20 protein-coding genes and 1 pseudogene are annotated in these 18,950 nt (G+C 70.8%); 11 read left to right on the top strand and 10 right to left on the bottom strand.

The window, feature by feature from the left end; translation table 11 throughout:
- Positions 1–4: 4 nt before the first annotated feature.
- From ASD78_RS05955 to ASD78_RS05945, 3 genes are all read right to left on the bottom strand, one after another.
- Positions 5–976 (bottom strand): lipase secretion chaperone, encoded by a 972-nt coding sequence (locus ASD78_RS05955; RefSeq protein WP_056099118.1) that lies wholly within the window; start codon positions 974–976, stop codon positions 5–7.
- Positions 977–1,936 (bottom strand): triacylglycerol lipase, encoded by a 960-nt coding sequence (locus ASD78_RS05950; RefSeq protein WP_055903411.1) that lies wholly within the window; start codon positions 1,934–1,936, stop codon positions 977–979. It lies immediately after the preceding gene.
- 161 nt (positions 1,937–2,097) lie between these two features.
- Positions 2,098–2,892 (bottom strand): cobalamin-binding protein, encoded by a 795-nt coding sequence (locus ASD78_RS05945; RefSeq protein WP_055903414.1) that lies wholly within the window; start codon positions 2,890–2,892, stop codon positions 2,098–2,100.
- Between the two features lie 75 nt (positions 2,893–2,967).
- Here ASD78_RS05945 and ASD78_RS05940 point away from each other — a divergent pair, with 75 nt between their 5' ends.
- Positions 2,968–3,381, top strand: coding sequence for a GNAT family N-acetyltransferase (locus tag ASD78_RS05940; protein ID WP_056099115.1), 414 nt, complete (start codon positions 2,968–2,970; stop codon positions 3,379–3,381).
- A gap of 90 nt (positions 3,382–3,471) precedes the next feature.
- Here the strand turns inward: ASD78_RS05940 and aac(6') are convergent, their stop codons facing one another.
- Positions 3,472–3,963 (bottom strand): aminoglycoside 6'-N-acetyltransferase, encoded by a 492-nt coding sequence (aac(6'), locus tag ASD78_RS05935; protein ID WP_156087598.1) that lies wholly within the window; start codon positions 3,961–3,963, stop codon positions 3,472–3,474.
- Positions 3,936–4,538, bottom strand: coding sequence for a pyridoxamine 5'-phosphate oxidase (gene pdxH, locus ASD78_RS05930; RefSeq protein ID WP_055903423.1), 603 nt, complete (start codon positions 4,536–4,538; stop codon positions 3,936–3,938). The genes aac(6') and pdxH overlap by 28 nt, the downstream gene beginning before the upstream one ends.
- Before the next feature lie 17 nt (positions 4,539–4,555).
- Between pdxH and ASD78_RS05925 the strand changes: the two genes are divergently transcribed.
- Entirely contained in the window at positions 4,556–5,368 is an 813-nt protein-coding gene (locus ASD78_RS05925) for a kinase (RefSeq protein WP_056099106.1), read from the top strand.
- A gap of 28 nt (positions 5,369–5,396) precedes the next feature.
- On the opposite strand, the gene ASD78_RS05920 is transcribed toward ASD78_RS05925, so the two are convergent.
- Complete coding sequence (locus tag ASD78_RS05920; protein ID WP_055903428.1) at positions 5,397–5,600, bottom strand: dodecin family protein; 204 nt, start codon at positions 5,598–5,600, stop codon at positions 5,397–5,399.
- Between the two features lie 126 nt (positions 5,601–5,726).
- Between ASD78_RS05920 and ASD78_RS05915 the strand changes: the two genes are divergently transcribed.
- The 3 genes from ASD78_RS05915 (at position 5,727) to ASD78_RS05905 (ending at position 7,992) form a co-directional block, all read left to right on the top strand.
- A complete protein-coding gene (locus ASD78_RS05915) occupies positions 5,727–6,281 on the top strand; it encodes a shikimate kinase (RefSeq protein ID WP_056099102.1) in 555 nt (184 codons plus the stop codon).
- Positions 6,278–7,399: a 3-dehydroquinate synthase gene (gene aroB, locus ASD78_RS05910; protein ID WP_056099097.1), complete on the top strand. Its 1,122-nt coding sequence runs from the start codon at positions 6,278–6,280 to the stop codon at positions 7,397–7,399. The genes ASD78_RS05915 and aroB overlap by 4 nt, the downstream gene beginning before the upstream one ends.
- A gap of 143 nt (positions 7,400–7,542) precedes the next feature.
- Entirely contained in the window at positions 7,543–7,992 is a 450-nt protein-coding gene (locus tag ASD78_RS05905) for a hypothetical protein (protein ID WP_056099090.1), read from the top strand.
- A 193-nt stretch (positions 7,993–8,185) separates the two neighbouring features.
- On the opposite strand, the gene ASD78_RS05900 is transcribed toward ASD78_RS05905, so the two are convergent.
- Positions 8,186–8,818 (bottom strand): cysteine hydrolase family protein, encoded by a 633-nt coding sequence (locus ASD78_RS05900; RefSeq protein ID WP_056099087.1) that lies wholly within the window; start codon positions 8,816–8,818, stop codon positions 8,186–8,188.
- Between the two features lie 118 nt (positions 8,819–8,936).
- Here ASD78_RS05900 and ASD78_RS05895 point away from each other — a divergent pair, with 118 nt between their 5' ends.
- From ASD78_RS05895 to hemE, 3 genes are all read left to right on the top strand, one after another.
- On the top strand, positions 8,937–9,890 hold the full coding sequence (locus tag ASD78_RS05895; RefSeq protein ID WP_055903444.1) for a helix-turn-helix domain-containing protein: 954 nt from the start codon (positions 8,937–8,939) through the stop codon (positions 9,888–9,890).
- 50 nt (positions 9,891–9,940) lie between these two features.
- Positions 9,941–10,195 (top strand): WGR domain-containing protein, encoded by a 255-nt coding sequence (locus ASD78_RS05890; RefSeq protein ID WP_055903447.1) that lies wholly within the window; start codon positions 9,941–9,943, stop codon positions 10,193–10,195.
- A gap of 223 nt (positions 10,196–10,418) precedes the next feature.
- On the top strand, positions 10,419–11,501 hold the full coding sequence (gene hemE / locus ASD78_RS05885) for a uroporphyrinogen decarboxylase (RefSeq protein WP_055903451.1): 1,083 nt from the start codon (positions 10,419–10,421) through the stop codon (positions 11,499–11,501).
- Positions 11,502–11,585: 84 nt separating this feature from the next.
- On the opposite strand, the gene ASD78_RS05880 is transcribed toward hemE, so the two are convergent.
- Together ASD78_RS05880 and ASD78_RS05875 are read right to left on the bottom strand one after the other, a co-directional pair.
- Positions 11,586–12,599 carry a hypothetical protein gene (locus ASD78_RS05880; protein ID WP_156087597.1) on the bottom strand — a complete coding sequence of 338 codons (1,014 nt, stop codon included), beginning with the start codon at positions 12,597–12,599 and terminating at the stop codon, positions 11,586–11,588.
- A 159-nt stretch (positions 12,600–12,758) separates the two neighbouring features.
- Positions 12,759–16,265: an ATP-binding protein gene (locus tag ASD78_RS05875; RefSeq protein WP_162250131.1), complete on the bottom strand. Its 3,507-nt coding sequence runs from the start codon at positions 16,263–16,265 to the stop codon at positions 12,759–12,761.
- Positions 16,266–16,564: 299 nt separating this feature from the next.
- On the opposite strand from ASD78_RS05875, the gene ASD78_RS05870 reads away from it, so the two are divergent.
- The 3 genes and pseudogenes from ASD78_RS05870 to ASD78_RS05860 all read left to right on the top strand — a co-directional run bounded on the left by ASD78_RS05870 (position 16,565) and on the right by ASD78_RS05860 (position 18,391).
- Positions 16,565–17,227, top strand: a complete 663-nt coding sequence (locus ASD78_RS05870; protein WP_235566463.1) for a YceI family protein — start codon at positions 16,565–16,567, stop codon at positions 17,225–17,227.
- Positions 17,224–17,760: pseudogene (locus ASD78_RS05865) on the top strand (cytochrome b); the annotation flags it as partial. The gene ASD78_RS05870 and the pseudogene ASD78_RS05865, both read left to right, overlap by 4 nt.
- 79 nt (positions 17,761–17,839) lie before the next feature.
- Positions 17,840–18,391, top strand: coding sequence for a YceI family protein (locus ASD78_RS05860; RefSeq protein WP_055903460.1), 552 nt, complete (start codon positions 17,840–17,842; stop codon positions 18,389–18,391).
- A gap of 109 nt (positions 18,392–18,500) precedes the next feature.
- Here the strand turns inward: ASD78_RS05860 and ASD78_RS05855 are convergent, their stop codons facing one another.
- Complete coding sequence (locus tag ASD78_RS05855) at positions 18,501–18,728, bottom strand: glutaredoxin family protein (protein ID WP_055903462.1); 228 nt, start codon at positions 18,726–18,728, stop codon at positions 18,501–18,503.
- Between the last annotated feature and the right edge of the window lie 222 nt (positions 18,729–18,950).

Below are 18,950 nucleotides of genomic sequence, written 5' to 3'. Positions count from 1 at the left end.
CGCTTCATCTGCCCGGATCGTCGCGGGTCAGCGCTTCGATGCGCAGCCGTTCGCGCGCATCGAACGGCGCCAGCAAGGCGGCCAGCCGGACCTGGCGTTGCGCCGCATCCAGACTGCGATCGGCCAGCACTCGCTCGCGCCCGGCGCGATACGCGGCCACGCGTCGATTCCATTGCGCGCGGCGCTGGTCGAGCTCGGCCAGCCGTTGCGCCGCCTCGGGCCCGAACGTCGCCTCGCGTTCGGCGTAGCGGCGTTCCGGCGCGGCGCCCTGCGCTTCGAACTGCGCGCTCTGGCGCATCGCCAGGGCCACAGCGTCGCTTTCGGTGCGGGTCGGATCGGCGTCCAACCCGTATGCAACATCGAGTTCCCGCAGGCGCACGGCGCGTTGCGCAGGCGTGAGCCTGCGATCGTGCAGCAGCGCCTGGCGCGCGATCGCGTGCTCGAGGCGGCGCTCTTCCTCGCCGTACCAGGCCTGCGCGACCGTGGCGCCCAGGCGACGCCGGCGCAGCTCGCGCCGGCGTTCGAGATCGGCGCGCAGATCGCTGCCCGTGTCCAGGGCCGCGCTTTCGCGCTCCAGCGCGACATAGGCATCGAACCAGGCCAGTACCTGCGCGAGCACGGCCGCACCGACGCGCGGCTGCAGATGGCGGCGCAGGTCGTCGCGGATCTCCGCGGGCGAGCGCTCGCCCAGGCGGGTGAGGAAATAGTCGAACAGGCGTCGCATGGCGCGGTCCGGCACCGCCTTGCCCGCGGCATTCAGGGTCAACGCCCCGTCGACGGCGGTGTCGCGCAGGGAGTCGTCTTGGGCGCCCGCGGGGGCATGCGCGCGCCCGCGCTGCGCAGCCAGGGCCGCCTGCACGCTCGCCGCCGACGGTCCGGCCGCGCGGGTTGGCGCCGCGTCGCGACGCCAACCCGACAGTCCCAGCACCAGCGCCACGGCGGCGGCCAACATCAGTGCGAGGGTGAAGCGCAGCATCTAGAGTCCGGCGTTTTTCAGTCTGTTGAGGTGGGCACGATAGACGCTGGGCGGGCTGGATGCGAACAGGCCGCGCAGGCCGGCGACCTGATTGACCTCGTCGAGATGGTTCCAGGCGTAGTCGTCGCGGATCACGCTGCCCAGGTGCGAGGAACAGCGTCCGACCAGGCCGTCGTTGGCTTCGAAACCGAAGAACAGCGCGCCCGCGCCCATCAGCAGGTCGCTGGGGTCGAACGCGTTGCTCAGCGGCGAGGTGCCGCCCATCGAGTAATAGCGCACGCCGCGCACGCTGGCAGCGCCCTGGCCGCAGGCGCTGGCCGGCAGGCCTTCCGGATAGCGGGCGTTGAACGCTGCCGCGCCGGCGCTGTCGAGCGAGGCCAGGGCGGCCAGCGCATCCTGCGGATCGTCGTCGCCGGACAGGAATTCCAGGAACGAGCCCAGCGCGTCGGCGAGGCCGGCGACCAGGCCGCGCCCCGGCGATCCCGGCGGGAACGCGGTGCCGATACCGTCGGCGACCTTGCTGCCGGTGTGCGGGCTGCCCATGGAGGTGATCGAGGCGACCAGGTCCGGCCGCACCGAGGCGACATAACGCACGGTCGGGCCGCCATGGCTGTGGCCGATCAGGTTGAAGCGGCTGTAGCCGTAGGTCGCCTGCAGGGTTTCCAGGTAGTCGATCAGCTGCTCGCCGCGCAGTTCGCTGGAGTTGGCCGAGGACACGTTGGCGACGTAGACCTTGGCCCCGCCCGCGCGCAGTTGCCCGGGAATGTCGTACCAGTAGTCGTAGATGCCGCCGAGTTCGTCGAAGCCGAACAGGCCGTGCACCAGCACGACCGGGTTCTTGGTCTTGGTGTAATCGTCGGCGCTGGCCGGCAGGGCCGCCGCCAGCAACAGCAGGACCGCGAGCACGCGGCCCCAGACTCCGATGCGCAGCGCGCCCGGACGCAGATTCGATCGCGACATGTTCCCTCCCAGAAACCGTGCCGTACCGTTGGCGAGGCCGGCGGCGCCGGCCCGGTCGACTGTACGAATGCGTATGGAGCCTGCACGCCGCAGCGCACCATACGGGAGCGAACTGTGATGCCCATCGCGCCGCCCTCCGCAGGAGGCCGAAGCGGCGCCGGCTAATTGTTGCGCTGCACCCAGGCGCGGATATGGCCGGCGATTTCGCGCACTCCGTCGCTGAGTGCGGCCGGCCCCGGCTGCAGGATCAGCGGCGACTTGATCTCGTGCAGCTCGCCGTCGCGCACCGCCGGGATCGCCTCCCAGCCCGGGCGCGCAGCGACCCGCTGCGGACGGAACTTCTTGCCGCACCACGATCCGAACACGATGTCCGGCGCCAGCGGGATCACTTCGGCCGAGTCGGCGAGGATGCGGTGCTTGGCCAGCGACTGCGCGGCGTGCTGCGGGAACACGTCGTCGCCGCCGGCGATCCGGACCAGCTCGGCGACCCAGCGGATGCCGGTGATCAGCGGCTCGTCCCACTCCTCGAAATACACCTTGGGGCGGCGCGGGTACGCGAGCGTCTCGCGTTCGATCTCCTCCAGCCCGCGGCGCAGTTCGCCGGCGTAGGCCACGGCCTTATCGGCGGCGCCGACCAGGGCGCCCAGGCGCACGATGTAGTCGAGGATGCCTTCGACGCTGCGGTGATTGCTGATCCATACCTCGATGCCCTGCTTGATCAGCGCGGCGGCGATCTCGGACTGGATGTCGGAGAAGCCGATCACGAAGTCGGGTTCGAGCTTCAGGATCTCGTCGATCTTGGCGCTGGTGAAGGCGCTGACCTTGGGCTTCTCCTTGCGCGCGATCGCCGGGCGCACGGTGAAGCCGCTGATGCCGACGATGCGGTGCTGCTCGCCGAGCGCGTACAGGGTCTCGGTGGGTTCTTCGGTGAGGCAGACGATGCGTTGGGGGCCCATGACGGGATTGTCGCATTACCGGCTTGCGCGCGCCGGCGATTGCCATCCGCGTCGTGCGATGCGATCTTCGCGTCCATGGAACCCGCCATCATTTATGCCCGCGAGGCCAGCGTCGCCGTCGCCGACTTCCGCCAGGTATTGGTCGACTCCGGACTGGGCGCGATCCGCCCGGTCGGCGACGAGCCGCGCCTGCAGCAGATGCTGGATGCGGCCAACCTGATCGTGACCGCGCGCCGGCCCGACGGCGAGCTGGTCGGGATCGCGCGCTGCGTGACCGACTTCGCCTGGTGCTGCTATCTGTCGGAACTGGCGGTGTCGCAATCGGCGCAGGGGCTGGGGATCGGCGAAGGCCTGCTCGACGAGGCGCGGCGCCAGCTTGGCCCCAGCGTCAGCCTGATCCTGGCCTCGGTGCCCGACGCGGTCGGCTTCTACGAACGCGCCGGCATGGCGCCGATGCAGCACACGTTCTGGTACAAGCGCGAGTATTGAGCGCTGGTTGCGGTGGCATCCATGCCATCGGGCTGCCGCGCGGTGCGCCGATGCGGCGCGGCGGCGACCACACCATCGTGGTTACGAGCCTCAGCGCAGCGACTTGCGGAAATACACCACGCGCTCGGTTTCCTCGAAGCCGCAGGCCGCGTGCGCGCGATGCGCGTCGCGGTTGTCGAGCAGGGAATCGGAGGCGAGTTCCGCGCAGCCGCGCTGCTTCGTCCAAGCTTCGACCGCGGCGATCAAAACCCGACCGACGCCGTTGCCGCGCAGTTCGGGCACCACGTACCAGCCTTCGAGAAAGCCGACCGGCGAGCCGTCGGTGCCGTTGACGTAGTCGGTACGCAGACTGGCCTCGGCGAAACCGCAGGCTTGGCCGCGCTCATCGAAGGCGAGCAGGCAGACATTGCGATCCGGACGCGACAGCAGCCCGTGCATGTCGTCGCCGTGACCGGACGGCGTCTCGCCCTCGTCGTCCGGCCACAGGGCGCGGCGCAGCTGCGCCCAGGCCGCGAGATCGGCCTCGGTCGCCGGCCGCACCCGCCAGCCGTCGTTCACGGATACAGCATCCGCTTGGACCATTCGCCGGCGCGGTCGCATTCGTACAGCCAGCGCTCGTGCAGGCGGAAATCGGCGCCGTACCAGAACTCGATCTTTTCCGGGCGCACGCGCAGGCCGGTCCAGCGCGGCGGGCGCGGCACCTCGCGGCCGTCGAAGCGCTGCTCGACCTGGCTCAGGCGCTGCTCGAAGGTCTCGCGCGACTCCAGCGTCTCCGACTGCAGCGAGGCCCAGGCGCCGAGCTGGCTCACGCGCGGACGCGAGGCGAAGTAGGCGTCGGCTTCGGCGTCGGAGACGATCTCGACCGCGCCCTCGACCCGCACCTGCACGCCGTTGCGCACGCGCGGCCAATGGAACAGCAGCGCGGCGTGCGGATTGGCCTGCAGCTCGCGGCCCTTGCGGCCGTCCAGATGGGTGTAGAACACGAAACCGCGCGCGTCGTGCGCTTTCAACAGCACGGTGCGCGCCGACGGCCGCGCGTCCAGGCCGGCGGTGGCGACGGTCATGGCGGTGGGATCGGGCTCGCCGGCGACACGCGCTTCCTCGAACAGGGCGGAGAAACCGGCGACGGCTTCGGCTAACAGAGTGTGTGTGGTCATTGGGTTATTGTGGCGCGATGCCGTCCGCCGCGCACCCCTCCGCCTCCGACGCTTACGGTGCGGATTTCGTCGAGCGCGTGCTGGACGACGCGCTGAGCCACGGCGCCCGCGTCTATGCCATCGCCGGCCTGCAGGGCAGCGGCAAATCGACCCTCGCCGCGCAGGTCGCGGCGCGCGCCCGGGAACGCGGCTTGCGGGTGGCGGTGCTGTCGGTCGACGACTGCTACCTCGGCCGCCGCGAACGCGCGCGCCTGGGCCGCGACGTGCATCCCTTGCTGGCCACGCGCGGGCCGCCGGGCACGCACGAACCCGAACTGGCCTGCGCGACCCTGGACGCCCTGCGCACGCGCGGCGCGGTGCGGCTGCCGCGCTTCGACAAACTCGGCGACCGGCGCCTGCCGCCGTCGCGCTGGCCGCAGGTGCGCGGCATCGACCTGACCCTGTTCGAAGGCTGGTTCCTCAAGACCCCGGCGCAGTCGGCGCAGGAACTGATCGAGCCGGTCAACGCGCTGGAACGCGACGAAGACCGCGACGGTCTCTGGCGCGGCTATTGCAACCGCGCCCTGGCGCGGGACTACCCGCCGCTGTGGGCGCGCCTGGACCGGCTGCTGTTCCTGCAGCCGCCGGGCTTCGAGCACGTGCCGGAATGGCGCTGGCAACAGGAGCGCTCGTTGCAGGCCGCCAGCCCCGGACGCGTCGGCATGGACCGCGCCGGGATCGAACGTTTCGTGCGCCTGTTCGAACGCGTGAGCCGGCAGGCGCTGGCGCGGCTGCCGGAGATCGCGGACTGGACGGTGGCGGTCGACGCGCGCCGGCGCGTGCTCGGCTAGAGCGCCGCGCCGCCGTGCGGCGACGGCGTCATTCGACGATGAAGCTCACGCGCAGGTTGACCCGCCACTCGCTGACCGTGCCGTCGTCGTCGGTCACGACCTTGATCTCGTTGACCCAGGCGCCCTTGATGTTCTTCACCGATTCGGCGCACTTCTTCAGTCCCGATTTGACCGCGTCCTCCATGCTGGTCTTGGAGGATGCGTTGAGTTCGATGATCTTGGCGATCGCCATGGCGTGCTCCTGTCTGGCCGGCGCGCGGGCTTGCGGCCGGAACAGCGAGCCTAGGCCGGCCGGCGTTAAGGCGACGCAACAATTGGCAGGCGCCAATGCCGGGCCGCGGCTGGCTACAATCGCCGCATGAATCCCGCGAGCAATCTGATCCTGGTGGGCCCGATGGGGGCCGGCAAGAGCTGTATCGGCCGCCGCCTGGCCGAGCGCTACGGCCTGCGCCTGGCCGACGCCGACCGCGAGATCGAGCAGCGCACCGGGACCACGGTCGCGACCATCTTCGAATGCGAGGGCGAGGCCGGCTTCCGTGCCCGCGAGCGCGCCACCCTGGCCGAACTGCTGGCCGCGGACGGGCTGTTGCTGGCCACCGGCGGCGGCGCGGTGCTGGACCCGGACAGCCGCGCGCTGCTGCGCGAACGCGGCTATGTGGTGCACCTGCAAGTGAGCGTAGAGGCACAGTTGGAGCGCCTCGCGCGTGACCGTACTCGCCCCTTGCTCGCACGCGACGACCGCGAGGACGTGTTGCGCACGCTGTCCGCGCAACGCGCGCCGCTGTACGCCGACGTCGCCGACCTGCGCTTCGATACCGAACGCATGACCGCGGCCGAGGCCGCGGACAAGCTCGCCGACCAACTCGATATCCGCTGGCGCCGCCTTGCGCACGCGCACGGAGCCCCCGCATGACCGCAGCGTCCACCCCCGTCCTGCATCACGTCAAAGTCTCCGGCGACGCGAGCTACGCGATCGACATCGGCCCCGGCCTGCTCGCGCAGGCCGAGCGCATCGCCGTGCACCTGCGCGGCCGCCATGCGCTGATCGTCAGCGACGGCAACGTCGCGCCGCTGTACGCCGATGCGCTGGAAACGGCGCTGCGCGCGGCCAAGCCGAAACTGGCGCTGGCGCGTTACGTGCTGCCGCCGGGCGAACACGAAAAGACCCTGGCCCGCTTCGGCGAATGCCTGGCCGCGCTGGCCCAGCTCGGCGCGACCCGCGACGCCACCGTGCTGGCGCTGGGCGGCGGCGTGGTCGGCGACCTGGCCGGTTTCGCCGCGGCCTGCTGGATGCGCGGCGTCGACGTGGTGCAGCTGCCGACCACGCTGCTGGCGATGGTCGACTCCTCGGTCGGCGGCAAGACCGCGGTCGACCTGCCCAGCGGCAAGAACCTGGTCGGCGCCTTCCATGCACCGCGCGCGGTCTTCGCCGACACCTCGACCCTGCGCAGCCTGCCCGCGCGCGAACTGCGCGCCGGCCTGGCCGAAGTGGTGAAGTACGGCGCGATCTTCGACGACACGTTCCTGGACTGGCTGGAAGCGCATGCCGAAGCGCTGCTGGCCGGCGACGATGCGGCCCTGGCCCAGGCGATCGCACGCAGCTGCGTCTACAAGGCCGACGTGGTCGCGCGCGATCCCTACGAGCGCGGCGACCGCGCCCTGCTCAACTTCGGCCACACCTTCGGCCATGCGATCGAAACCGAACAAGGCTATGCCGGCGCCACCGGCGACGGCCTCAACCACGGCGAAGCGGTCGCGGTCGGCATGGTCCTGGCGGCACGGCTGTCGGCCGAGCTGGGCATGGCCAGCGCCACCGACGCGCAGCGCCTGCGCGCCCTACTCGAACGTTTCGGCCTGCCGACTGCGATTCCGGCCGGGCTCACGCCGGAAGCCCTGCTCGCGCGCATGCGCCTGGACAAGAAAGCCGACGCCGCCGGCCTGCGCTTCGTCCTCTGGGACCACGCCGGTCAGGCCAGGGTCGTCGCGGGCGTGGCCGACGAGACGGTACTGCGCGTACTCGCCAGCGGTTGAGGCGGGTTGCCGCGGCGAGCGCCGCGCATCCGGCCTTGCCTGAACAACGTCCGGGCCGCACAGTGCGCCACCGGCCTGCGAGGTCGGCGGGCCGCTGCCGCAACCGGCGGCCCCATCCGTTGCAGGCGCACAGGGGCGACCGCATGAGCTCGCAGTTCGAATTTCTCGACAAGCATCACTGCGCGACCGACTCGGCCCAGGTCGCGGCGCAAATCGCGTTCGAGCGCTACGGTCCCTTCCCGCGCACCCGCACCGCCGTGGTGATCTACGCCATCGACTGGCAGGCCTGGACCGAATCCATCGCCCAGGTGGTGCGCGCCTATTCGGATCGCGGCGCGGGATCCGCGGCCGGCACGGCCACGCTGGACGCCGGAAAACGGCAATGGCGCATCGTCCTCACCGACATGCGCTTCGTCAGCGCCGGGCGCTATTCGCAAGGCGGCGGCACGGTCTATCGGGTCAATGAGTATCGCGACGGCGCGGTCCAGGTGACGGCGACCGCGGTCGGCAATCCGCCGCAGCTGGGCGAGGTCGTGCACTTCGAGCATCTGTTCGGGACGCTGGTCGGTCCGGTCGAACTGCCGCCGCAGTAGGGTTCGGAGCGCTTGGCACTTGGGAACGGTTGGAGTGGCGCGCTTCGCCTTCCAGCCCGCCCCGGCCCGACCGCACAGCGGCCGGGCGTTCAGTGCAGCGCGAGCCTCACTCCGCGATCCGGAGAGGGGCACGCGACCTGCGATGTCGAGGCGTGGTGACGTTGAGCAAGCTTTAGGGTTGCGGGCGTCGCGCTTACGCCGCCGCCTTCACCCGCGCCAGCGCCCTTTGATTCGACGCATACGGATTGTCGAGGTACGGCGCCGCGTCGCTCGCGAGCGCGGCGATCCATTCGTCGGTGCCCAGCACCGCGGCGAAGCGGCTCTGGAACACCACCGAGAACACGCGATGGATCTCTTCGGCGCTGGCCCGGCCGGCGCTGTTCTCGTACGACAGCGAGCCGCTGGCGTCGCTGAGGAATTCGACGTTCAGGCCCAGGTGCGCGGCTTCGAAGATGGTCGAGGCGTCGCAGTTGTGGGTCATGTAGCCGACCACCGTCAGGGTGTCGACGCCGTTGTGCGCGATCCAGTCCTTGAGGTCGGTGCCGGTGAAGACGCTGGGCAGGTTCTTTTCGATGTAGTGATCGCGCGGACGCGAGGCGACCACCTCGTTGAGCTCCCAGGTCGGCGTGCCTTTGACGAACACCGGCGCATCCGGGCGCGCGGTGTTCTGCACCACCACCACCGGCACGCCGGCGGCGCGGGCGGCGTCCATGGCGCGGCCGATGTTGGGCAGGGTCTGGCTCACCGGCGGGTGCTCGATGAGCAGGCCGCCGCTGAAGTATTCGTTCTGGACGTCGACGACGATCAGGGCGCGCTTGCGGGTCATGGCGGAACTCCTAAGTGATGAGAGGTGCGGGATGGGAAGAAGCTGACGACGCCTATGCTCCGCCTGGGCCGGAATCGCCGACAGTGGCCCGACTGCCAATATTCGATAGAATCGGGCCATGAATCCCGACACCATCGCCGTGGTCGCCTTCGACCGCATCAGCCCCTTCCACCTCTCGGTGCCCTGCATCGTGTTCGAGGACCGCGGTTTCGACGGCCAGCCGCGCTTCGAGCTGCGGGTCTGCGCGGCCGAACCCGGGCCGCTGCGCACCCAGGCCGGTTTCAGCATCGGGCCCGAACACGGCCTGGAGGGCCTGGACGATGCCGGGGTGGTGATCGTGCCGTCCTGGCGCAACGCCGACGAACGCCCACCCGAACCGCTGCTGCAAGCCCTGCGCCGGGCCCACGCGCGCGGCGCGCAGATCGTCGGCCTGTGCCTGGGCGCTTACGTGCTGGCCGAGGCCGGCCTGCTCGACGGCCGCCGCGCCACCACCCACTGGCACTGGAGCGAGCATTTCGCGCGCCGCTATCCGCAGGTAGGGCTGCAGTGGGACGTGCTCTATGTCGAAGACGGCGAGCTGACCACCTCGGCCGGGACCGCGGCCGCGCTGGACTGCTGCCTGCACCTGCTGCGCCGGCGCTGCGGCGCCGAACTCGCCAGCCGGGTCGCGCGGCGCCTGGTCGTGGCCCCGCACCGCCAGGGCGGGCAGGCCCAGTACATCGAACAGCCGGTGCCGGCCTCGGCCCAGGACGAGCGCCTGTCGGGCGTGCTGAGCTGGGCGCTGGCGCATCTGGACCAGCCGCACAGCCTGGACGCGCTGGCCGAACGCGCGCTGATGAGCCGGCGCAGCTTCACCCGCCGCTTCCGCCAGACCACCGGCACCACGGTCGCGCAGTGGCTGCTGAGCCAGCGCCTGGCGCGGGCGCAACGCCTGCTGGAAACCACCGACCGCGCGGTCGAGGCGATCGCCGCCGACACCGGCTTCGGCTCGGCGGTGTCGCTGCGCCAGCGCTTCGCCGCCGCGCTCAAGACCTCGCCTTCGGCCTACCGGCGCGACTTCCGCGGCGCCTGAACCCCGCCGCGACGCCGCCTGCCGCTACGACATATAGCTACAATCGGGCCGTGCGCCTGCTCCTACAACAACGCCCCGACGGCCGCGAAGCCCCGCGCTTCGTGCAACTGATGCTGCAGCCCGACCTGCTCGGCGGCTGGGCGCTGGTGCGCGAAACCGGCCAGATCGGCGGCCGCAGCACGCTGCGCCGGGAGCAGTTCATGGATCGCGACAGCGCCTTGGCCGCGCTGGAAAAGGCGCGCGACCAGCAGTTGAAGCGCGGCTTCCATCTGATGTTCGCGCAGGGCGCGGAAGCGCCCAAGTAAGCGCCGGCCCCGCCCCGCCGTCCGAATCGGGCAGTACCGTGCGCAACAGAAACGATGGAGGCTCCGTCCGCCGCCTGAGCGCTGCCGACGGCATGGCGGCGAGCCTTCAGACCGGGCCGGCACCGCAACAGAACACAGCAACGCCCCTGTCCGGCTCGCGCCGCACCCCGCCGGGCCGCGATAATGCGCCCCCGAACCGACGCCCCACGCACCAGGACCCCGAATGACCGCTCCCCACACCACGCCCGCCAACGACCGATTCCTGCGCGCCCTGCGCCGCGAGCCGGTCGACCGCACCCCGGTGTGGCTGATGCGCCAGGCCGGCCGCTACCTGCCCGAGTACCGCGCCACCCGCGCCCAGGCCGGCAGCTTCCTCAACCTGGCCAAGAATCCCGAACTGGCCTGCGAAGTCACCCTGCAACCGCTGCGCCGCTTCCCGCTGGACGCCGCGATCCTGTTCTCCGACATCCTCACCGTGCCCGACGCGATGGGCCTGGGCCTGTACTTCGCCGACGGCGAAGGCCCGAAGTTCGAGCGTCCGATCCGCAGCGCCGCCGACATCGACCGCCTGGCCGTGCCGGACATGGAAGGCGAGCTGCGCTATGTGATGGACGCCGTGCGCACGATCCGCCGCGAACTCGACGGCTCGGTGCCGCTGATCGGCTTCTCCGGCAGCCCCTGGACCATCGCCTGCTACATGGTCGAAGGCGGCGGCAGCGACAACTATTCCAAGGTCAAGGCGCTGGCGCTCAACGAGCCGGCGGCGATGCACAAGCTGCTGGGCGTGGTCACCGACGCGGTGATCGCCTACCTCAAGGCCCAGCACGCGGCCGGCGCGCAGGCGCTGCAGGTGTTCGACACCTGGGGCGGCGTGCTGTCGCCGTCCATGTACCGCGAGTTCTCGCTGCGCTACCTGCAGCGCATCGCCGCCGAGCTGCCGCGCGGCGAAGGCGCGGCGCGCGCGCCGCTGATCCTGTTCGGCAAGGGCAACGATCCGTATCTGGAAGACCTCGCCGCCAGCGGCGCCGAAGCGGTCGGCGTCGACTGGACCATCGGCCTGGGCGACACCGCGCGCCGCATCGGCGGCCGCGTCGCGATCCAGGGCAACCTGGATCCGGTCACCCTGTACGCCACGCCCGCGGCGATCCGCAGCGAAGTCGGCCGCGCCCTGGACGACTACCGCGACGGCAACGGCGGTTCGCGCGAGGGCCACGTGTTCAACCTCGGCCACGGCCTGTCGCCGGACATGAGCCCCGACCACGTCGCGGCCATGGTCAGCGCGGTGCACGAACTCAGCGCGCGCTGATCCTGGCCGCCGGGCGGTAAAGAAAAAAGCCGGCGCATGCGCCGGCTTTTTCGTGTCCGCGTTTCCAGCGCCCGCGTGCGGCGCTCAGCCGACGTCGATCTTGTTGCTGCGCAGCCGCCGCGACGGATCCGCCGGCGCGTCGCTGGGCACGCTGTATTCCAGTCGGATCTCGCGCATGTCCTTCGGCACCGACTGCTCGATGTCTTCGGGCGGCTCGCAGCCCGGGAGCAGGCGCTTGCCCAGGCCCATGCCGATCATCATCAAGGCCTGCGCCTCGTCCGACTGGGGTTCGCGCGCGAGCACCCGGTCGCCCATCAGATACGCGCTGTCGCGGCCGTCCTTGGATACCGACGACACCGCGCCGCTGGGTTTGGGCGCGCCGGCTTCGAGCTTTTCGATCGGCAGCGGATTCCAGCAGCGGCCGGTGCTGGCCACGGTCAAGCGTGCGGACAGATCGGCCATGAACTCCTCCAGCGAACCGCGCGCCTGCTCGCGCGACGCCGCCTTGGCCGCGACGCTGTAGCGGCCCTTGATCAGGTACATGCGATCGAGCTGCAAGGTCATCGCCGAACTCTTGCGTTCGCCCTGGCTGTCGAAGCCCAGGTCCAGCGAACGCCCGCTCAGCGCGGCGCCGTTGCGGCGCGCGTAGGCGAAGTCGCGCAGCTCGCCCATCTCCATCGCTTCGTAGCCGCCGGACTGTTTGCCGATCTGCGCGAGCGCATCGCGCTCCTCGCGCGCGATCTGTTCGAACTCGCTCGGCGTCAGCAGGCCCGCGGGATAGAAATAGACGTCGATCCAGCGGTCGCTGCGGTTGCTCAGCGCGTAGCGCACCGAGACGCCGAACTCCTGCCGATCGAAGCGGTGTTCGTCGACCGCCTGCCACTTGCCCAGGCGCAGCGGATAGACCACGCGGGTCTCGCGCAGAAAGCCGCCCAGCAGCGGGATCGCCGGCTCCTTGGCGGCGCCGGCGGGCGCGCTCGACGTCACGCTCGCGGTGGTGGTGTCGGCGGCGATCGCCGCGCCCGGCGCCGACGCGAGCGCCAAGGCCCAGCCGACGGCTACTGCGCAGGCACCTGCGCGAACTTGCTTACCGATCATCGCCGCCACCCCGACTCCGCTGCACGCCATCGCGCCCGATCCGACCCCAACCCGACTCCAACCTATTCCGTCGCGATGTCCCGCCGCGATCATGCGCCGCTTCCGCGCCGCCGGCCAGTCCATGCGGCGCGGGAGGATATTGCGCCCACCGCGCCGCCTTCACCGCGCCGGCGGCAGCGCGACGTCGAGCACCGCGGCCAGCAGCGAGCCGGTTACCGGTTTACGCAGGAAACAGTCGAAACCGGCCGCGACCGCCTGCGGCTCGGCCTCGGCATCGGCGCGCGCGGTAACCGCGATCAGCGGCCGCGCATAGCCCTGGGCGCGCAACTGGCGCGCCAGGTCCAGGCCATTCAGGCCGGGCAGGTCCAGATCCAGCAGCGCGGCGTCGTAATTCGCGGTGGCGATCTCGGTCAGCGCGGCCAGGCCATTGCCGACATGGGTGACCCGATGCCCCTGCACGCGCAGCAGCCCGGCGAGGACCTGGGCCACGGTCGGGTCGTCCTCGACCAGCAGCAGCGCCAGCGGCGCGCGCCGCGATTCGCCGACCCGGTCGGGCGCGGTCGCGCCGCCGCCGACGATCGCCGCCGGCAGCGGCAGTTCGAACGAGAAGCGCGCGCCCTCGCCCAGGGTGCTCTCGACCACGATCCGGCCGTTCATCGCCGCCGCCAGTTCCTGGCAGATCGCCAGGCCCAGGCCGCTGCCGCCGTAGCGCACCGCGGTGCGCACGCCTTCGGCCTGCTCGAAACGGCGGAACAAACGCGACTTCTGCTCCTCGTCCAGGCCCGGCCCGGTGTCGGCGACCTCGAAGCGCACGCCCTGCGGCACCAGCACCGACACCCGCAGCGAGACCTTGCCGCGCTCGGTGAACTTGATCGCGTTGCCGAGCAGGTTGAGCAGGATCTGCCGCACCCGGTGCGGATCGCCGCGCAGGCCGCGCGGCACGTCTTTCGCGACATCCAGTTCGAATTCGAGCCCGCGCTTGCGCGCCAGCGGCGCCATCAACGCGCTCGCGTCCTCGACCAGCACGCGCAGATCGAAGGCTTCGTCGGTCAGTTCGAGCTTGCCCGATTCGATCCGGGCCAGATCCAGGGCGTCGTTGACCAGGCGCAGCAGGTGCTTGCCGGCGCGCTGGATCGATTCGGTGTAGCCGCGCTGCTGCTGATCCAGCGGCGTATCCAGCAACAGCTCGCTCATGCCGAGCACGCCGGTCATCGGCGTGCGCACTTCATGGCCGAGCGTGGCCAGGAACCGGGTCTTGGCCAGCGAGGCCTGCTTGGCGATCTCGCGTTCGTGCTCGGCGGCCTGCCAGTCCAGCCTGCGCTTCAGGCGCCGGCGGTAGCGGTCGGCCGCCCACCACGCGCCGAGGATGATCAGACCGACCAGCGCCGCCAGCGCCGGCGGCGTGCGCCACCACGGCGGCTGCACGGTCAGCGAAAACTGGCGCGACTGCGACCAGATGCCGTCGGCGTTGGCCGCCTGCACTTCCATCCGGTAGCTGCCCGGTTCCAGTTTCGAGAACACGCGCTCGCCGTTGGCGGGCTGGATCACCCAGTCCGGGTCGTAGCCGTGCAGGCGGAAACGGTAGCGGTGCGATTGCAGATCGACGAAGGACAGCAGGCGCGCCGACACGCGCAGGTCGCGGTCCTGCGGTCCCAGCACCACCGGGCGGTCGGGATCGAGCTTGAATTCGTCCTCGTCGCGGCGGTAGCTCAGGGTTTCGATCACCAGCCGCGGCGCCTTGGCCTCGCCGAACGCGCGTCCGGCGTCGAACAGGACCACACCGTCCATGGTGCTGGCGACCGCGATGCCGGAACGGGTGAGCAGCGGATTGCGTTCGGTGAACTCCTGGCTGGGCAGGCCGTCGCGCATGCCGTAGATGCGCAGCCGCTCGCGGCGCTGGTTCCAGCAGATCAGGCCGCGGCGCGTGGTCAGCCAGACGTTGTCGCCCCAGGCCAGCACGCCGCCGGATTCGGTCGCGGGCAGGCCTTCGTCGCCGCTGACGCGCTTGAGCAGGCGCAGCCCGCGGCCGTCCCAGGCGTACTGTTCCAGCGCTTCTAGCCGATGCAGCCAGAGCCGGTCCTTGCCGGCCATGGCGAAGCCGAACACGCGGCCCTCGGGACCGCCGGGCAAGGCGTCGAAGCGGCGTGTGCGGACGTTCCAGCGCGACAGGCCGTTGGGCCCGGCCATCCACAGCGCGCCGTCCGGGCCGACCTCGATCTGCTCGATGTAGAGCGTGCTGACGCCACGCTCGTCCTCCGGCTTCACCGCCAGCTGCACCCGGCCTTCGCTGTCGCGCATCTGCAGGGACGGCGGCATGTAAGAGACCCAGACGTTGCCGTCGGGGGTCTCGACCAGTTGGTCCGGAATATCGCTGAAGGTGGCGTCGCGCGGCGAAGTGACGGTCCAGTCGCGCACCGGGCCGCCGTCCTCGGACACGCGCGCCAGTCCGAGCGTGCTGCCGAACCACATCACGCCCCGGCGCGTTTCCATCACCGAGTACAAGGCGGCGTCGGCCAGCAGCGGCACCGCCAGCGAATGCGAGCGGCCGTCGCCCAGATCGAGGCGATCGATCACGCCGCGCTCGCCGACCATCCATACATTGCCGTCGCGGGCCGGGGCCAGATCGCGCATGTAGGCCACGCGCGGCGCACCCGGGCGGCCGGTGCCGGGCTTGAGCACGGTGAACTGGCGCCAGTTCGGCGCCAGGTAGGCCACGCCCTTCTCCTCGGTCGCGAACCACCAGCCGCCTTCGTGATCCTGGAGCAGATCGAGCGTGTTGATCTGCGCGATGGCGACATCGCCCGCCAGCGGCGTGAGCCGTCCACCCAGCACGCGGCGCAGACCGCGATGGGTCGCGACCCAGTAGTTGCCGGGGCCGTCGCCGACCACGCCGTAGACGCCGGTCTTGTCGCCCGGCGCGAACCACGGCTTCTGCTCGATGCGGCCGTCGGGCGTGCGCCGAAACGCGCGCAAGCCGGCGCCGATCCACAGCGAACCGTCGTCCGCCGGCGACAGCGCGGTGACCCATGCGCCGCTGATGCCCGGATGCGCGACCGTGCGGAAACGCGTGCCGTCCCAATAGCCCAGGCCGGTGGTGGTGCCGACCCAGAGCCTGCCGGCGCTGTCGGTCTTCAGGGTCCAGATGTATTCGCCGGGCAGGCCGTCCTGGCCCGCGTCCCGGCTCGGCATGTAGCGGGTGATGCGGCCGTCCGCGTCGAGCCGGTGCACGCCGGCGCCGTCGGTGCCGAACCAGATCGCGCCGTCGGACGTGGACGCGATCGTGTAGATCTCGTCGCTGCCGATGTCGGGATGGGTGTCGCGGCTGTAGTGGACGAAGTTCTGGCGCTCGCGATCGAGCATGTGCAGACCGCCGCCGCTGAGCCCGACCCAGACCCGGTTGCGCGCGTCCACGTGCAGGGCCTGGATCATATTGCTGGGCAGCGAACCCGGATCGCCGGGCACGTGCCGCCAGACCCTGAAACTGATCCCGTCGTAGCGCGCCAGGCCATCGTGGGTGGCCAGCCAGATGTAGCCTTCGGCGTCCTGCGCCAGGGCGGCGACGGTGCTCGACGGCATGCCCTCGGCGACGCCGTAGTAGCGGAACTGCGGCGTCTCCGGCAGCGCCGCGCGCGCCGGCAGGGCCAGCGCCGCGAGCAGCAGCCACAAGGCCCAACCCGCCCAAGCGGGGCTTCCGTGCACCACCGCTGGCCTGAGCATCCCCGGTCCGATTCCTTCGCAGTACGGACGCTAGGCTCCCCGATCCGGCCCCGGCGAAGCAAGGGCCGCGACCGCGCAACTCATAGGTGCGTTCCGCGGCCGGTCCGCAACGGACCGTTGCGGACACGGCTCTACGGGTTCATCGTGCGGTCCATAGAATCCCCGGACGATGCAGGCTGGCCCTGCCTTTGGAGCGTCGCGTGCCGAACCAGCCCATCCGACCGCTCGTCTGTGCGCTCGCGCTTTGCGTGCTGGCGCCGGGCGTGCGCGCCGCCGGGCCGGACACTTACGCGCTGGATCCGGTGCATACGCGGGTGATGTTCGCGATTTCGCACGCCGGCTTCTCCAAGGCCCTGGGCACCGTCTCCGGCAGCACCGGCACGCTCAGTTTCGACCGCGACGACTGGCGCAGCGCGCGCCTGGACGTGCGCGTGCCGATCGCCAGGCTCGACCTGGGCGACGCCAAATGGAACGCCGCCGCGCTCGCCGCCGGCCTGCTCGACGGCGAGCGCCATCCCGAAGCGCGTTTCGTCTCCGACCAGATCGAACCGGTCGACGCCGACCACGCCCGGGTCTGCGGCCAGCTCAGCCTGCGCGGCCAGCCCCGGCCGCTGTGCATGGACGTGACCCTCAATGCGCTCAAGCGCCATCCGCTGCCGCCGTTCCGCCGCACCGCCGGCTTTTCCGCGACCGCCACCCTGAGCCGCGCCGAGTTCGGCATCGACGCCTGGAAGTCGATGATCGGCGACAGCGTCGAGCTGCGCATCGAGGCCGAAGCGGTGCGCGAGCGCAACGCCGGCGAGCCCGACGACGCCATGCCGGCGCCGTCCGAACCCGAAGCCGCGCCACCGGGTCCGCCGAGCAAACCCGACAACGATCCCTACGAACCCGTCCCGGTACCGCACGCATGACGATCAAGAACACCGAACTACGCTGGGGCGCGATCAGCCAGTTGCTGCATTGGGCCATCGTGCTGCTGATCACGGCGATCGCGATCCTCGGCCTGACCATGACCGACATGGCCAACGGCCCGTCGAAGATCAAGATCTACGCCCTGCACAAATCCCTGGGCCTGACCCTGCTGAGCCTGGTCGTGCTGCGCCTGCTGTGGCGCTACTACGCCGGCGCGCCCAAGCCGGTGCCCGGCACGCCGCACTGGCAGGAGCGCATCGCGGCGCTCACCCACGGGGCGCTGTACCTGCTGATGTTCGCCCTGCCCATCACCGGCTGGCTGTTCAACTCCAGCTCCGGCTACCCGCTGCAGTACTTCGGCCTGTTCAACCTGCCCAAGATCGCGGCGGTGAACCCCGGCCTGGCCGACCTGAGCCAGTCGCTGCACGCGAACGGCTTCTGGCTGCTCCTGCTGCTGGTGCTCGCGCATGCGGGCGCCGCGTTCTACCACCACCTGTTCCAGCACGACGACACCCTGCGACGCATGCTGCCGATGCGCCTGCGCCAGGCGCCGGTCGCGGTCGAAGCTGTGCCCGCCGTCGTCGCCCCCGCCCCCACTCCGGAGAACCCCGATGTCCCTTAAGCCCCTCGCCTACGCTCTGCTGTTCGCCGCCGCACCGGCCTACGCCGCCGACTACGTGCAGGCGCCCGGCTCGACCCTGACCTTCGCCACCAAGTACCAGGGCGAGGTGTTCAGCGGCCGCCTGCCCGGCTTCACCAGCAAGATCAGCTTCGATCCGGCCCGGCTGGACACCTCGAAGTTCGATGTGACCATCCCGCTGGCCGGCGCCGACACCAAGAACGCCGAGCGCGACGACACCCTCAAGGGCACCGATTTCTTCAGCATCGCCAAATTCCCGCAGGCGCGCTTCGTCGCCACCAAGTTCCGCAGCATGGGCGGCAACAACTACGCCGCCGACGGCAGCCTGACCCTGCGCGGCGTGAGCAAGCCGGTCACCCTGACCTTCACCTGGACCGGCGGCGCCAAGCCCGTGCTCAGCGGCAAGGCCACGGTCAAGCGCCTGGACTTCGGCGTCGGCGGCGGCGATTGGGCCGACACCTCGATCATTCCGAACGAAGTCGCGGTCAGCACCAAGGTAATCCTGGTGCCGGCGGCGAAGTAAGCCGGCGGCAGCGGTGCGGTGCGATGCGGTTACCGCCGCATCCACCGCCCGTAGCGTTCAGTCAGCCGAAGGCGCACAGCACGGCGCTCCAGCGACACCCCGAGCCGAATCAGGCGCCCAGAAAATCCTGCAGGCGCGCCGCATCGAACGGCCATTCCAGCTCGCGCCCGCGGCCCTCGTCGCGCAGCACCGGCACGCGCGTACCGTAGCGCTCCTCCAAGGCCTCATCCTCGTCGATGAAGACGCTGTCGAACTCGGGCGCGCGCGCCTGCGCCAGCACCTCCAGGGCCAGGTCGCAGAGGTGGCAATCGTCGCGCTGGTAGAGAATCAGGTGCATGCGCTTGCGTACTGAGGTGGCGGGGTTCGCGAGCGTCTAGAATACCTGGAGTCCATTTTGGGACGGGTTCATGGTCCTCCGCTCGATCCGCACCGCGACCCCGGGCGCGCCGCTGCCGGCGCCCGCCGCGGGCAGGAGCGACCGGCGAACCCCGCCGCCGCGCGAACCCGCAGAACGCCGCGGCGCCCGCCACCGCAAGACCGCCAACGGACGCTGATCGCG

This window comes from Lysobacter sp. Root667, from assembly GCF_001427715.1.
Taxonomy (GTDB): Bacteria; Pseudomonadota; Gammaproteobacteria; order Xanthomonadales; family Xanthomonadaceae; genus Lysobacter.
This window is presented reverse-complemented; position numbering and strand designations above follow the sequence as displayed.

Coding starts and splice junctions, on each gene's coding strand:
- pdxH (WP_055903423.1), bottom strand. CDS start 4,538: ATGACCACACACACTCTGTTAGCCGAAGCCGTCGCCGGTTTCTCCGCC.
- ASD78_RS05900 (WP_056099087.1), bottom strand. CDS start 8,818: ATGACCCGCAAGCGCGCCCTGATCGTCGTCGACGTCCAGAACGAATAC.
- ASD78_RS05920 (WP_055903428.1), bottom strand. CDS start 5,600: ATGGCGATCGCCAAGATCATCGAACTCAACGCATCCTCCAAGACCAGC.
- ASD78_RS05945 (WP_055903414.1), bottom strand. CDS start 2,892: ATGGGCCCCCAACGCATCGTCTGCCTCACCGAAGAACCCACCGAGACC.
- ASD78_RS05955 (WP_056099118.1), bottom strand. CDS start 976: ATGCTGCGCTTCACCCTCGCACTGATGTTGGCCGCCGCCGTGGCGCTG.
- ASD78_RS05895 (WP_055903444.1), top strand. CDS start 8,937: ATGAATCCCGACACCATCGCCGTGGTCGCCTTCGACCGCATCAGCCCC.
- aroB (WP_056099097.1), top strand. CDS start 6,278: ATGACCGCAGCGTCCACCCCCGTCCTGCATCACGTCAAAGTCTCCGGC.
- ASD78_RS05950 (WP_055903411.1), bottom strand. CDS start 1,936: ATGTCGCGATCGAATCTGCGTCCGGGCGCGCTGCGCATCGGAGTCTGG.
- ASD78_RS05905 (WP_056099090.1), top strand. CDS start 7,543: ATGAGCTCGCAGTTCGAATTTCTCGACAAGCATCACTGCGCGACCGAC.
- ASD78_RS05860 (WP_055903460.1), top strand. CDS start 17,840: ATGTCCCTTAAGCCCCTCGCCTACGCTCTGCTGTTCGCCGCCGCACCG.
- ASD78_RS05880 (WP_156087597.1), bottom strand. CDS start 12,599: ATGATCGGTAAGCAAGTTCGCGCAGGTGCCTGCGCAGTAGCCGTCGGC.
- ASD78_RS05940 (WP_056099115.1), top strand. CDS start 2,968: ATGGAACCCGCCATCATTTATGCCCGCGAGGCCAGCGTCGCCGTCGCC.
- ASD78_RS05855 (WP_055903462.1), bottom strand. CDS start 18,728: ATGCACCTGATTCTCTACCAGCGCGACGATTGCCACCTCTGCGACCTG.
- ASD78_RS05915 (WP_056099102.1), top strand. CDS start 5,727: ATGAATCCCGCGAGCAATCTGATCCTGGTGGGCCCGATGGGGGCCGGC.
- hemE (WP_055903451.1), top strand. CDS start 10,419: ATGACCGCTCCCCACACCACGCCCGCCAACGACCGATTCCTGCGCGCC.
- ASD78_RS05925 (WP_056099106.1), top strand. CDS start 4,556: ATGCCGTCCGCCGCGCACCCCTCCGCCTCCGACGCTTACGGTGCGGAT.